The organism is Rhizobium cauense (genome assembly GCF_019511525.1).
GTDB classification, from domain to species: Bacteria; Pseudomonadota; Alphaproteobacteria; order Rhizobiales; family Rhizobiaceae; genus Rhizobium; species Rhizobium cauense.
In genome coordinates, this window is the sequence record NZ_JAEUAT010000006.1 from 329,225 (window position 1) to 342,481 (window position 13,257).

A 13,257-nucleotide genomic window follows, 5' to 3' on the forward strand; every position below is an offset into this window, starting at 1 on the left:
AACGTTTCATAAGCCAAGCCGACGCTGCCAGCTAGCGCGCCGGAATCTGCGGTCGCGAAAGGCGAGCGCATAGGCAATGATGACGTGCCTCCATCTAGGCCACTTGACACCTGCTATGGCCCGGCCTGGCCAATGACCTCGCGATATCGACGATGTCGTCGCGTGAGGCAGTTGGATCCTCCTTGTTCCAGGCAACGCCAAGCCCGATCCTGAAGTCGATGCCCCTCACCTTCTTCAGCTCAAACGCACGGTTCGGAAGCTCAAGTGTCCATTCTGGCGCAAAACCAATGCCAAGCCCGGCCGAGACCAGTGATACCAGCGACCAGGTGTCATCGCAGGAATAGGCGATGTTCTTGGTCAGGTCGTACTCCTCGAACTTCTCATTGAAGTAGCGTTCCGTGAACGACAGGTTCTGCCGGTTGAAGGCAATGATCTTCTGATCCCTCAGATCATCAATCGAAATGTCATCGCGCCTTGCCAGCGGATTGGAATGGGCGACGGCCAGATAGTAGCGCTCATGGGCAATCGAGAAGAAGCGCAGCGAGCCGATGTTCTCGACCGGGCGGATGAAGCCGAGATTGATCTGGCCACTCTCCAGGTTGCGGATGATGTCGCCGGTATTGCCCGACGAGATATGGATGCGGACATCGGGGAACTTGCGGGCGATCTTCGACAGGAAGGTCGGCAGCATGCCGATGGTGGCGGGATAGACGGTGCCGATCCTGATCTGGCGGATGCGGCTGCCGCCGGCGGCCCTCGTCAGCTCGGTGCCGAGCTCAACCTCGCTGAGGATGCGGACACAGCGATCATAGAAGGTTTCCCCTGCCCTGGTCAGTTCGACCCGCCGGGTGGAGCGGATGAACAGCGCACAGCCAAGCTCCCGTTCCAGCGACATCACATGATTGCTGAGCGCCGGCTGGGCGATCCGCATCTTGGCTGCCGCCCTGCCGAAGTGCAGTTCCTCGGCCACCGCCTTGAAATAGGAAAGTTGGCGTAGTTCCATTCCTCGCCTGTCCATTTTTCCGAGAGTTCCGCAGAGCGGCACATTAATGTATTATGTAGGTTATATCCGATGGATTAATGCAAGGCAAGATGGTGGCCATGAGAAATGGACACTCGCGCTCGCATAGCCTGGAATCTTCGACAACTGCGCTCCTCAGCGGGTGTGACACAGGAGAATCTAGCTGTGGATGCGGGCGTCGATCGCACTGTGGTCAGCGACCTTGAAAGAGGTCGACACAATGCTTCGATTGATCTGCTTGATCGCCTTGCCGACGCCTTAAAGGTTGACATCACGGCATTGTTCCCAGTGCCAGATCCCGCGGATCCAAAGCCGGAGCCGCTTAAGCCCGGCCGAAAATCGAACAAGTGACGTCGTTAAATGTCGGTCACGGTGGAGTGATCTAGCGCATTGCCTCAAGCAAAATGTTACCGATAGGGTTGATGCTCCCAACGGGGTACTGCAGATTTGCTGTCCCGGCTCGGGGGGCGGATGGCACGGCGGATCAGCATGGCGACACGGACGGAACTTGTTGAGGCAATCATCGAACGATGTCGATCTAGCAGTCGTGCGGATAAGCAGAGGATTCTCGACGAATTTGTTGCGGTAACTGGCCATCATCGCAAGCATGCGATCCGAGTACTAGCTCGGCGCAAGCAGCCTTCACGAGGGCACAAGAATACGAGCCTCCGTTGTGGCAGCGATGTTCGAGACGCGCTCGTTTTATTATGGGAGTATCAGAACGCCTGTGTTCTAAGCGGCTGAAGCCGCTGATACCCGTCTTGTTGCCTCCGCTTGAACGCCATGGCCGACTAGAGCTTGACGCGGAGCTGCGCGACAAACTGAAGACGGTAAGTCCCGCAACGATGGATCGGCTTTTGGCGGAAGTCCGTGTCGTTGCGCGCGGTGGTCAGCGTCGTCGTGCTGGTATGAGTTCGGCGGTCCGCCGATCGGTTCCGGTGCGCACCTTCGGCGATTGGAACGATCCTCTGCCCGGCTTTGTCGAAGTCGACTTTGTAGCGCATTCCGGCACGTCTTCGTCGGGAAGCTTTGCGCAGACAATGGTGCTGACCGATATATCTACGGGCTGGACCGAATGTGTTCCGGTCCGCACACGTGACAGCGGCAATGATCGTGGCGATCAAGCAGGCCCGTTCACAGTTTCCCTTCCCGTTACTGAGCGTCGACTTCGATAACGACAGTGCCTTCATGAACGAATTCGTCGTCTCCTGGTGTCGTAGCGAGAATTTGGAAGTAACGCGCTCTCGCGCCTATCGTAAGAACGACCAAGCGCATGTTGAGCAAAAGAACGGCGCCATCGTGCGTCGTCTAGTGGGCTATGGTCGGTTCGTCGGTACCGAAGCAACGATCGCGCTCCGTCAACTCTATGCGGTAGTCCGCCTTCACGGCAACCTGTTTCAGCCGTCATTTAAGCTGCGGGAGAAGACGCGGATCGGGGCGCGTAATCAAACGCTATCACCCGCCCGTAGCGCGCGTCCTCGCGCATCCTGTTGTGACGGAGGCCGACAAGGATCGTTTACGTGCATTGCTAGTGACGGCTGACCCCGTTCTGTAGTTTGCAAGCCTGCGCGCTGCACAAGAAGAGCTTAGAAAACGAGTTGACCGTCGCGGCATTAGTCAGACGCTTGAGGAGCCCGTTGTCGTTGATTTCCGGCGCTTCGCCGCAAATCTAGAGGTGGCCTGGAAAAATGGCGAGACAAGACCAACGCATCGGCGACCGTATCGACGAACCAAACCCCGGCCCAAAAGACCAAGTATGTACGAGCCTTTCGAGGCGCAGATCAAAGGATGGCTAAAGAACGAGCCAGCTCTCTCGGCTGCTAGTGTGCTGCAACGCTTGATCGATATCGAACCGACTCGCTTCGAAACAAAGAATCTCCGAATGGTGCAGCTGCTGGTAAAGACCTGGCGAATGGAAATGGCTGGCTTGTTCATCGTCGATGGTGGCTGGTTCAGGAGCGTACCTGCATCACCGCCACCGCGGCGGCGGGTGATGCAGGTACGCTCGCCGCAGTCGGTAACACCAGCCCATGAGGCAATATGAGGGGGCAATTCCTCGCTTCGCTTGACACGAGGCGAACCGTCATTTCCGGGTGTCGCCTCGATTTGTGAACAACCTTGTCATCCTGAAGCGTGAGACAGGCTCTCTGTAGCCGGTATAGTGTACTGTTATTACTTCCTACCGCCCCTAATCCATTGCAGAAGGCGGTGACGCGTGGCAACCCTCAACGAGCTTGACGGGGCGGCAACCCCGAGATCGAATACGGCCCTTTCATTGGTTCGATGGGCGATCCCAACAGGGCCATTCTCCAGTCCTACATGTGGCACGAGCTCAAGCTTAAATCCCGCCCTGCTGAAGGCAGCAATAATAAACTCGGCAGACCAACCGCTCTCAAACCAACCGAACTTTCGAATGCAATAAATGGAGACAGCATCAAGTCGCAGCCCCCAATTCTTCCAGTAGGGGTAAACGGGTTCACCGGAGAATACTATTTTGCCGCCTTCTTTCAGATGCCTCCCCGCATTCTCAACCACAACCCAAGGGCGCAACGCATGGTGCAGGCACTCGTAAAAAAACGCCACGTCAAACTTTTTGTCAATTTCGAAATGGTCAAAGTTTCCCTGCCGTGCGTCGATTGGAAGGTTGAGCCGCTTAGCACGCTGTGATGCCAAGTCGACAAACAATGGGTTGATGTCAACGCTCGTCACCGTCGCTCCACAGAAAGCGATCACTTCAGAACTCAATCCCCATCCGCTTCCAATATCCAACACATCCGCGTTCGGTGGAAGTTTTGCAATCAGCATCGCAGTGGCCACTGACCGGACATGCTTAGTCATGAATGAGAGATCGGCTGTATTATAGGGGTTCGCCGACGCTGCGTGAGTGGGAACGTCTAATGGCATCAATTCGCCGGTTGATTGATCGATGTCTCGGCCGGCTATCTCGCGATACAGGGCCATTTGCTGTCTAAAGTACTCGTCACCGAACGGGTCGAGTGTCTCGTTTATAGCGCTCCGGTAGCTTAACGTGAAGTCGGCGACATACTTCGCTACCCTTGGGTCAGCGATGCCACCCAAAGCATCGCACTCGGTTACAAAATCTGAGAGATCATCAACAGAAATACGTCCAATTCCCATTTGCGCGTTCCATCCACTACCGAGACTACTACGTCATTTTGAACAACAAAAAGAATTGCCAATATTCGAACATCGAGCGCAATGTGAAAACTTGAGGCTCGCCAGAGATGGCACCATTCACAAACGCTTCCCACTGCGCAACCTATATATTGAGGTTCCTAGGGCGTTTATCCGCTGCCAAGGGTAGGCATCTAGGGTACGGCGATCCTGCAATAGGTTCAGCTATTGCGTCTATGCGGCCAGGGCGTACTACTAGCGCGATTGCCTTGGCCGAGACTTTTCCACTGTTGAGACCGACCAAACCTACTGAATTAGCTTCCAGTCGTTGTCATTAGATGTGAGACAAGCTAAATGGCGCAGGAAAATTACCATTCGACCAAGCGCGGCTTGATGGCATTGCGCTCGTCGAGATCAACTATGGGCTGCAGAGACCGAAGGAACGGAGACTGAAGTGGCGAAGAAAGCGTTAATTACGGGGATAACTGGTCAGGATGGCGCCTATCTCGCAGAGTTGTTGCTAAAGAATGGGTACGAAGTACATGGCCTCGCGCGCCGATCGAGTACCTCAGATGTCAATCTCAGCCGCCTTCAATGGTTGGGCATCGAACGGGACGTTCGGATCGTTGACGGAAATCTCTTGGACCTATCGGGCCTGATCCGGACTATGCGCGACGTAAGGCCCGATGAAATCTACAACCTCGCGGCGCAGTCGTTCGTAAAATCTTCTTGGCAGCAACCTTTTCTAACCGGCCAAGTTACCGCCCTCGGCGTGACCAACGTCTTGGAGGCTGTACGCCTCGAGAAGCCGGATGCGCGTTTCTACCAAGCGTCGTCGTCAGAAATGTACGGCCTCATCCAAGAGCCGATGCAGTCAGAAACCACGCCGTTCTATCCGCGCTCACCTTATGCTGTCGCTAAGCTCTATGGTCACTGGCTCACAGTCAACTACCGCGAAAGCTACGGTCTGCATGCATCAAGCGGCATCCTTTTCAATCACGAGTCCCCTCTTCGTGGCATTGAGTTTGTGACCCGAAAGGTTACCGACGCCGTCGCACGTATTAGACTCGGCTTGGCGAAGGAACTCCGGCTTGGCAACATCGATGCAAAACGCGACTGGGGCCATTCGAAGGACTATGTGCGTGCGATGTGGTTGATGCTCCAGCAAGACGTCGCGGATGACTATGTGATTGCAACGGGCCGCACCACCACTGTGCGCGACATGTGCGCAATTGCATTCCAACATGCAGGGTTGAATATAGACGATCACCTAGTGATCGATCCCGATCTCTTCCGTCCGGCAGAAGTGGATGTCCTGCTTGGTAACCCGCAGAAAGCGCGGGACAAGTTCGGCTGGGAGCCCAAAATCAGCCTTGAAGAGATGATTGTCGAGATGGTCGATGCCGATATAAAGCGGTTGAGCTGAACAGCTACACTCAAGTTGCGAGTACCTATGCCACGGGAAACACGTATCTTAGTTACTGGAGCCAATGGTTTCGTTGGAACATGGCTCCAGCGCGAGTTGGACCGACGGGATAGAGACGGTCAATGCAACGTTTCTGTCATCACAATTGGCCATGGGAGTGCATCTGATCGGACGACCGATATTACCGATCGACAACAAGTTTCTGACTTGATTCGAGATTGCGGCCCGTCCGCAATCATTCATCTCGCTGCGATCGCCGCCCCTGCAGAGGCCCGCAGGACGCCCGAGCGAGCGTGGGACGTAAATTTTCGCGGAACGATGAACCTCGCCTACGCAACGCTTGAACATTCTCCGGAATCACGCTTCATTTTCGTGGGCAGTTCCGAAGCATATGGCGCTTCATTTAACGACGCGGCTGGTACTCCGGTGAGCGAAGATCGGCCGCTTAAGCCAATGACAGTATATGGCGCAACGAAAGCCGCAGCCGAAATTTTGGTAGGGCAACTCGCGCACGAAGGATTGAAGGCAATTTGCTTTCGTCCCTTCAATCACACAGGCCCCGGTCAAACAGATACCTATGTGGTCGCGGCGTTTGCCAGACAGCTCGCCGAGATCTCCGAGGGAGCGAAACCACCTCGTATGGAGGTAGGAAATCTCTCCGGGTACCGCGATTTCCTCGATGTGCGGGACGTGGTACGCGCATACGCGGATTCCGCACTCATGGAGGTCCTACCGGAGGCGTTCGGCAAATCATATAACCTCTCGTCAGGTCGACCGACGCAAATTCGGTCAATACTCGACACCCTTATTGATCTCTCCGGGCTTAGCGTTGATGTGGAAATCGATCCCCAGCGCCTACGTGGACCCGAGGTCAAGGTGGCCTCAGGTGACAGTGCAGCAGCTTTTAAGACCTTTGGTTGGAGGCCAGCAATTGATTTGCCCCAGACATTAGAAGATGTACTCAAGGATTGGAAAGCCCGGATAAAGCATCGATGACCCTGGCGCATTGGTGGAAACGACGCCTATTAAGTATTATTTGGAGACACGGCTGGAAACTGCATGGTCAAATAAGATGCTCTCGGATGAGAGCTTATGCATGGGATCCGACACGGAGCAGAAATGTTTTTTCGAACAGGCGCGCCATTGAATAAGATCTCGTTCCCATACCGCACGCGGCGCTCAACATTTCAAGGCACTACTAACAATGCTTACCTCCTACGCGCAAAATTTTGAGGACGTCATTCTTTGGCGCGCCCTTCGGCATATTGAAAACGGGTTTTATGTCGATGTTGGCGCCCAGGATCCCGTTGTGGAGTCGGTGAGCCGGGCATTTTATGAGAACGGGTGGCGTGGGATTCACGCTGAAGCTACGACTTACTACGCTAGTAAGGTCCGCGAGAATCGACCTGACGAGATCGTGGTCCAGGCGGCAATTGGTGAAGGTGACGGCGAAATCCGTTTCTTTGAGATACCCGAAACTGGGCTCAGTACAAGCGACCACGCTATAGCGATGAAACATCAGGCAGTTGGGCATCGCGTGGTGGAGACCGGAGTCCCACTGATGCCCCTTTCGGCGTTGCTAAATCAGGCTGGCCCACGGGAAATTCATTGGCTCAAGATCGATGTCGAGGGTATGGAGGCATCGGTAATTGGTAGCTGGGCGCCGTCAGAGGCAAGACCTTGGGTGGTCGTTGTGGAGAGTACCGCGCCTAACTCACAGGAAATGACATTCGAGACATGGGAGCCCACTTTGGTGGGAAAAGGCTATCGATTTGTCTATTTTGATGGCCTCAGCCGATTTTACGTTAGCGACAAGCACCCAGAACTCGTTCCTTCTTTTGGTGCTGGTCCCAATATCTTTGATGCTTTCGTTCTCGCGGAACAAACCCCGTATACAGCGCTCGTGCGGTCGCTCTACGCAGGTCGCATTAGCGAAGAGGAGGCAGCAAGGAAGCACGAGGAGGCAGCACGAAAGCGTCTAGAAGCGAGTGAAGAAGCAATTCTAACTCAGTTGCATCAGCTAAATCTGCAACTGCGCCATATAGAAAAAAGCTGGTCGTGGCGCGTAACTCGGCCGCTTCGGGAACTCAAATTACGGGCCGTTCGGACTCGTGCTTTCCCACGAAAAATCGTCTTAAGCCTGACTGGTCGGCTAATTGAGTCGCTTTCGAAAAGCCAAAGGCTAAAGAATCTCGCGCTCCTCATCTTGAGCTATTTGCCAGGAGTGAGGGTAAGATTAGAGATTTTCGCCGCAACACGCGGGTATGGAGGTAACTCCAGCCTGGAGCAGGAAAATGACAAGGGGTGGCAAATCAATGCACCCAAAGGTGCGACCGCGCGTTGGGCCAAACTGCTTGATCAGCAGAATTCATAAGCGAAAGAAAAGAACACATGCGACTATGGGTAGACGGTCAATGTTTCCAAACCCCAAGTAAGTTTCGAGGGATTGGACGTTACGTCCAGGAACTACTCATTGGGATTGTGGAAACTTTCGCAGACGTGGAAGTCATAGTTTCCTTTAACGCAGCTATGCCGGATGACGCTCTGGCAGCGCGAGACTACATAACCAGATGGGTAAAGCCGACCAATATACATATGTGGAACGGGCTTGCGGAAGGTGGAGAGGCAATTCACGGCTATACGGATAGCCGACGCCTCAGCGAAATTGCCTTGGCCTACCACGTCGCGTGCCTACGGCCCGACATTGCACTCTCCGCTAGTCCCTTTGAAGGCGACACAAACAAGGCCGTCCCGCTCGCGCCCAACGATATCTCTGGCATTCCAGTGGCGTCTATTTTCTATGACGCAATCCCATACCGTTACCCCAAACAGTACCTGCGCTCAGCCAGGGCTCGCAAGTTTTACAATCGCAGACTACTCAATTATTCGAAGTTCGATCTGAATTTGTGCATTTCTGAATTCTCTCGATCTGAGTGCGTAGACTTGACCGGCAATCCCCGATCGGTAAACATCCTGGCTGGCGTGTCCCAAAGTTTTACCGAGGCACTCAACCACAACCGAGAGGAAATCAAAGTCGCCAGCAAAAGGTCGATTCTCTATGTAGGGGGATTGGACTGGCGAAAGAATGTTGCCGCCGCAATCGCCGCATTCGCGCAACTCCCCAACGAAATCCGCGAGCAGTTCTGTTTTGTTTTGGCGGGCCATAGCCCAAATTCAGCCCAAAGGGAGCTCAAAGCGAAATGGAAGCAGTTGGGCTTACCTGGTGAAGATTTAGTCACCGTTGGCCACGTGTCGGATAGTGACCTAGTCTCTCTTTATAAAGGCGCGGATTTGGTAATACAACCCTCCCTATCAGAGGGATTCGGTCTGACAGCCCTTGAAGCCATGACATGTGGTGTGCCAGTTATCGCCTCTAATGCTGGTGCATTGCCGGAGATCGTTGAGGACAAGGCCTTTCTTTTCGACCCTACGGACACAGCAGACATCACAAGAGCGATGAAGCACGCCCTTGGAAAGTCAGATGCGGCGAAAGACGCAACTACGCGCCAACGAATTAAAGCCGCCGAGTTTAGTTGGTCAAAGTCGGCAGCGGTTGCCGTCGATGCTCTCAGAAAAACGGTGAGCAGCACTTCTTTGAACAATAGCCCTAAAAATGCCGCCGACACCACAAAAGCAGTGTTGGAGAACGTGGAGAAACTGTCGCTTCCAAAACATCTTGTGGCAGACGCTCTAGCGAGAGCCGAACAAAGTACGAACACGGAACGACGGCTAATTGTCGACGCCACAGCCACATACAATGTCGATCACAAAACTGGAATCCAGCGGGTTGTTAAAAACATCTGTGCGAACATCGGGAGTAAGAGTAATTCTACTGAAGACAGTGCCGAATGCTTGATTGCCTCGTGCGACGCGAATATCGGTTGGTTTCCCGTTGATCGTTCGCTGGAGAAAAGAACATCGGAGGCTTTATCAAATATATCATTGGAGTTTACTTCGAACGATCGCATTTTGTTGCTCGATAGTTCGTGGGATATATATCAATCAGAATATAAAGCGTTAAGGACCGCTCGGTTGCGGGGAGCAGCCATTATTTCGTGCCTCTACGACACTGTCCCTCTAATGTATCCCGCAATGTGCCACGCGGGAATGCCTCCATTCTTTTCGTCGTGGTTCCAGAAGGCACTACAATATTCGACAGGATTTGTTTGTATCTCAAAAGCAGTCGCAGATGAATTGATTGCAATCTTACACGCAATTGAATTTCCAAGAGAGTTAAAAGTTGGATATTGGCATCTTGGTGCGGATTTTGGACCGCTACCAACTGGCAAAACAGCGGTTCCTCGCGCCACAAACCCTGCTCCGACCTTTCTCATGGTTGGCACGTTGGAGCCCCGGAAGGGATATCAGGTCGCTCTGGATGCATTTGACCGTTTGTGGGATGCCGGTCTAGACATCAGATTGACTATCGTCGGAAGACCCGGATGGGGCGTAGACAATCTTGTTGAGCGCATACAAAATCACAGCGAATACGGAAGCCGTCTGCTTTGGTTCAACGGCATTTCCGACGGGGAGCTTCAGGAAAATTATGCGCGAAGCGACGCATTGGTAGCAGCCTCCTATGCAGAAGGTTTTGGCCTTCCCATCGTCGAGGCTCGGCATTTTGGAAAGCCCGTAATTGCAAGTGATATTCCAGTTTTTCGCGAGGTCGCCGAACGTGGACAGAACTGCGACTTTTTCGCCGTCGGTTCGGCGGAATCCCTTGCCGACGCGATCCGTTCTTTCCTCACTGAAGGTGTGAAGCGAAAAAACAGTCTAGAAGGTAGTTGGATGAGTTGGAAGGAGAGCGCCGAAGAGCTTCAGAAATTGGTGTTGTCGGAAAACTGGTATCAAACATATCGCCCGAAATCTGCGCGAGCTTATGCCTCAATAACTGATATCGGCAAGACAAAAATGACGACGGCGCTATCTCCAGACGAGGCCAGACACAAGATCGATCTTATCGAGGGACCGATCGCCACGGACGGTGGCCGCATTTTGAAGTATGTCCTCAGGGTTACCAATCTCTCGAACAGGCTGTGGTCGAGCGGGGGCGAGCGTAATGGCGCCTTTTCGATCATGGCAGGTTACCGAGTTGTCACAGGCAACGGTCAAACCATCTCATCGGAAAACCCGCTCTTCCCGATGCCTTTTGTGCTTCCGCCAGGCAAGAGCATATATCTGTCCATCTCTATTCCGGCAGATGTCAAAAGGAGTAGTGGCAAGTATGCGGACCTAGGCCTCTTTCAGAAATCAGTGGGTTGGCTAAGCGGGGAGTTGCGAGTTCCGCTCTGAACCAACCCGCAGAGGGACGCTGGATAACCATGAGAATCGGTATAGACGCGCGCAATCTTACTACCAGCATGACTGGAATCGGGCGGTATGTTCTGGAGATGAGCCGTCACCTCGCCCAAATGGGGCATGAGTTGTACTTCTACCTCCCGCAAAGGCCAAACGCAGACCCAACGGAATTGCCCGCCGCAAAGGTACATGTTGCCCATGCGCAGGGCGCCATCAGGCGTATGATATGGGCGCAGACTGAGTTGCCGCGACTTGCAGCGAAGGACGGACTGCATGTCTTTTGGGGTCCAGCACACCGGCTGCCAAGGTTTATGGATCCTCAAATTGCTCGTGTAATAACGATACACGATATGGTGTGGCGAGACATGGCATCGACTATGCGATGGCAAACTTGGATGGCGGATCGCTGGCTAATGAAACCAGGTATAGAGGTCGCGGATCAGATAGTCGCCGACTCTCACGCAACAGCGATAGCACTGACCACCGAATTCCCTGGTATCGGCAAGAAACTTAGTGTCATTCATCCGGGCCTGACGACTATCAAAGGGACAACTACAGAGGGGGACCTTTCACGATTGGGCATCGCTGGTCCCTACATTCTCTTTGTAGGAACTCTTGAGCCCCGTAAAAACCTACTTCGGCTGTTGCAAGCTTACGCCTCACTCCCGGAATCGACCCGCCAGCAGTATCTTCTTGTGCTGGCCGGGGGGCAGGGTTGGCGGTTACGCGACCTGAGAGGATGTATAGAGGATTTGCAGATCGAGCCATTTGTGCGCCTCACCGGGTATGTCAGCGACTGTGACCTATCGCTATTATATAGTCATGCACGGTTCCTCGCCATGCCCTCTCTCTACGAAGGTTTTGGTTTTCCTATCATTGAGGCCAATGCGATGGGCGTTCCCGTACTGACATCGAGTTCCTCTTCAATGCCCGAGGTTGCAGGAAAAGCGGGCATTCTAGTCGATCCGAACAGCGTGCAATCCATCCGCGATGGTTTGGAAGACCTAGCAAGCAATGATGACCTCCACTCTCGACTTGTTGAGCAAGCGAGACCAAATGCGGCCCGCTTTAACTGGACAAAAAGTGCTCAGGAACTTGAAGTTCTCTTTGAGAAAGCGATTTATAAGCGCCGTCAGCGTAGGTCGGAGTAAGGCCATCCATCCGCACTACCACGCTCCTTCATTGCTGAAGCAATATGATGCCAAGTGACGTACATCGTTGCCAGACTCACCGAAATCGGAACGCAGATAGCAGCTAAGTGAAAGAGGAACACCCATGCTAAGAAGGCTTGCACTCCATATTCCACCGATAAGGCGGCTGTGGGAGCAAAGAAATTTTCTATTGAGCAGACTCAACGTTACTGGCGAGAAGGGAAGCCCATTTTTCAACTACGCAAGTTCATTCGACGCAATTGAAGTGATGCAACGCCATTCAGCAAAGTCACTTGTGCCGTCGCCGGAACACTTGACGAATTTTCTTGGAGTTAAGATCTCTCCAGATTTTTTCCCGGGGATTCTCGACGGGAGAGCGGGACAGATTGAAGAAATTCCCATTCCTGCCAATTTTCACGCTGACATTGCAGAATGGGCTGCAGCTTTGCGTGCTGTTGATTTATCGCGAGGGAAATTCAGGGTAATTGAGCTTGGCTGCGGCTGGGGATGCTGGCTTAACAATACTGGTGTTGCTGCTCGCAATTCTGGTCGTGATGTAGAGCTTATTGGAGTCGAAGGCGACGCTGGCCACGTTGAGTTTGCTCACCGTGCCATGGCCGACAATGGCTTTTCCGGTGAGGACTATCGCATAATTCATGGTGTCGCCGCACCGGCCGATGGGCGAGCCCTGTTTCCCGCGGTCGAACGCGCGGGCGCGACCTGGGGGTCAGAGCCAATCTTGAACGCGACAGAGGCACAACGCGCAGAGGCAGCAGCAACAGGCGACTATGTCGACTTGCCCGCATTCGCGCTTTCCAGTGTTGCCGACGGCCGACCGGTTGACCTGCTTCACATCGACATTCAGGGTGGCGAAGCGGATTTTATACAATCTACCCTGACCGATCTCAATTCTCTAGTGCGTTACGTTTTGATCGGTACCCACTCGCGCGAAATCGAAGGCAGGCTGATGGAGACACTGCGCAATGCGGGATGGCAGCTGGAAATGGACAGAGCTGCCGTAATCACTATATTGAACGGAGTGCCTCAAATCTCTGTCGACGGCGTGCAAGCTTGGCGCAATCCCCGCATTTGATTAAACGTGAGCGTCCGGCGAAGGCATTTTCGAGTGTCGAGAGCTATTGGCCCCGTTTCATCTCATCGGCCATGACGCGGTCGATCATGTCGGGATCGCATTGTGTGTCGACGAGGAACTCGCGGATACCGCC

12 protein-coding genes and 1 pseudogene are annotated in these 13,257 nt (G+C 53.6%); 10 read left to right on the forward strand and 3 right to left on the reverse strand.

Annotation, left to right across the window (positions count from 1 at the left end; translation table 11 throughout):
* Window positions 1-94: 94 nt before the first annotated feature.
* Window positions 95-1,003 carry a LysR family transcriptional regulator gene (locus tag JNB88_RS14530; RefSeq protein ID WP_220356065.1) on the reverse strand — a complete coding sequence of 303 codons (909 nt, stop codon included), beginning with the start codon at window positions 1,001-1,003 and terminating at the stop codon, window positions 95-97.
* A gap of 105 nt (window positions 1,004-1,108) precedes the next feature.
* Between JNB88_RS14530 and JNB88_RS14535 the strand changes: the two genes are divergently transcribed.
* Entirely contained in the window at window positions 1,109-1,372 is a 264-nt protein-coding gene (locus JNB88_RS14535) for a helix-turn-helix domain-containing protein (RefSeq protein ID WP_220356066.1), read from the forward strand.
* Window positions 1,373-1,812: 440 nt separating this feature from the next.
* Here the strand turns inward: JNB88_RS14535 and JNB88_RS33610 are convergent, their stop codons facing one another.
* Window positions 1,813-2,025 (reverse strand): hypothetical protein, encoded by a 213-nt coding sequence (locus JNB88_RS33610; protein ID WP_223217200.1) that lies wholly within the window; start codon window positions 2,023-2,025, stop codon window positions 1,813-1,815.
* Window positions 2,026-2,128: 103 nt separating this feature from the next.
* Between JNB88_RS33610 and JNB88_RS33615 the strand changes: the two genes are divergently transcribed.
* Together JNB88_RS33615 and JNB88_RS33620 are read left to right on the forward strand one after the other, a co-directional pair.
* Window positions 2,129-2,563: a hypothetical protein gene (locus JNB88_RS33615; protein ID WP_223217201.1), complete on the forward strand. Its 435-nt coding sequence runs from the start codon at window positions 2,129-2,131 to the stop codon at window positions 2,561-2,563.
* Between the two features lie 214 nt (window positions 2,564-2,777).
* Window positions 2,778-3,065 (forward strand): hypothetical protein, encoded by a 288-nt coding sequence (locus tag JNB88_RS33620; RefSeq protein WP_223217202.1) that lies wholly within the window; start codon window positions 2,778-2,780, stop codon window positions 3,063-3,065.
* Window positions 3,066-3,193: 128 nt separating this feature from the next.
* Here the strand turns inward: JNB88_RS33620 and JNB88_RS14545 are convergent, their stop codons facing one another.
* Window positions 3,194-4,159, reverse strand: a complete 966-nt coding sequence (locus tag JNB88_RS14545) for a class I SAM-dependent methyltransferase (RefSeq protein ID WP_220356067.1) — start codon at window positions 4,157-4,159, stop codon at window positions 3,194-3,196.
* A gap of 451 nt (window positions 4,160-4,610) precedes the next feature.
* Here JNB88_RS14545 and gmd point away from each other — a divergent pair, with 451 nt between their 5' ends.
* The 7 genes and pseudogenes from gmd to JNB88_RS14580 form a co-directional block, all read left to right on the forward strand.
* Window positions 4,611-5,582: a GDP-mannose 4,6-dehydratase gene (gene gmd, locus JNB88_RS14550; protein ID WP_220356068.1), complete on the forward strand. Its 972-nt coding sequence runs from the start codon at window positions 4,611-4,613 to the stop codon at window positions 5,580-5,582.
* A 27-nt stretch (window positions 5,583-5,609) separates the two neighbouring features.
* Window positions 5,610-6,578, forward strand: coding sequence for an NAD-dependent epimerase/dehydratase family protein (locus JNB88_RS14555; protein WP_220356069.1), 969 nt, complete (start codon window positions 5,610-5,612; stop codon window positions 6,576-6,578).
* 208 nt (window positions 6,579-6,786) lie between these two features.
* A complete protein-coding gene (locus JNB88_RS14560; RefSeq protein ID WP_220356070.1) occupies window positions 6,787-7,956 on the forward strand; it encodes an FkbM family methyltransferase in 1,170 nt (389 codons plus the stop codon).
* A gap of 125 nt (window positions 7,957-8,081) precedes the next feature.
* Complete coding sequence (locus tag JNB88_RS14565; RefSeq protein WP_220356071.1) at window positions 8,082-10,874, forward strand: glycosyltransferase family 4 protein; 2,793 nt, start codon at window positions 8,082-8,084, stop codon at window positions 10,872-10,874.
* Between the two features lie 29 nt (window positions 10,875-10,903).
* The gene (locus JNB88_RS14570; RefSeq protein ID WP_220356072.1) at window positions 10,904-12,031 is read left to right on the forward strand and encodes a glycosyltransferase family 4 protein; all 1,128 of its coding nucleotides are present in this window, start codon (window positions 10,904-10,906) and stop codon (window positions 12,029-12,031) included.
* 124 nt (window positions 12,032-12,155) lie between these two features.
* Window positions 12,156-13,124 carry a class I SAM-dependent methyltransferase gene (locus JNB88_RS14575; RefSeq protein WP_220356073.1) on the forward strand — a complete coding sequence of 323 codons (969 nt, stop codon included), beginning with the start codon at window positions 12,156-12,158 and terminating at the stop codon, window positions 13,122-13,124.
* 6 nt (window positions 13,125-13,130) lie between these two features.
* Window positions 13,131-13,257 (forward strand): annotated as a pseudogene (locus JNB88_RS14580) (IS5/IS1182 family transposase); the annotation flags it as partial.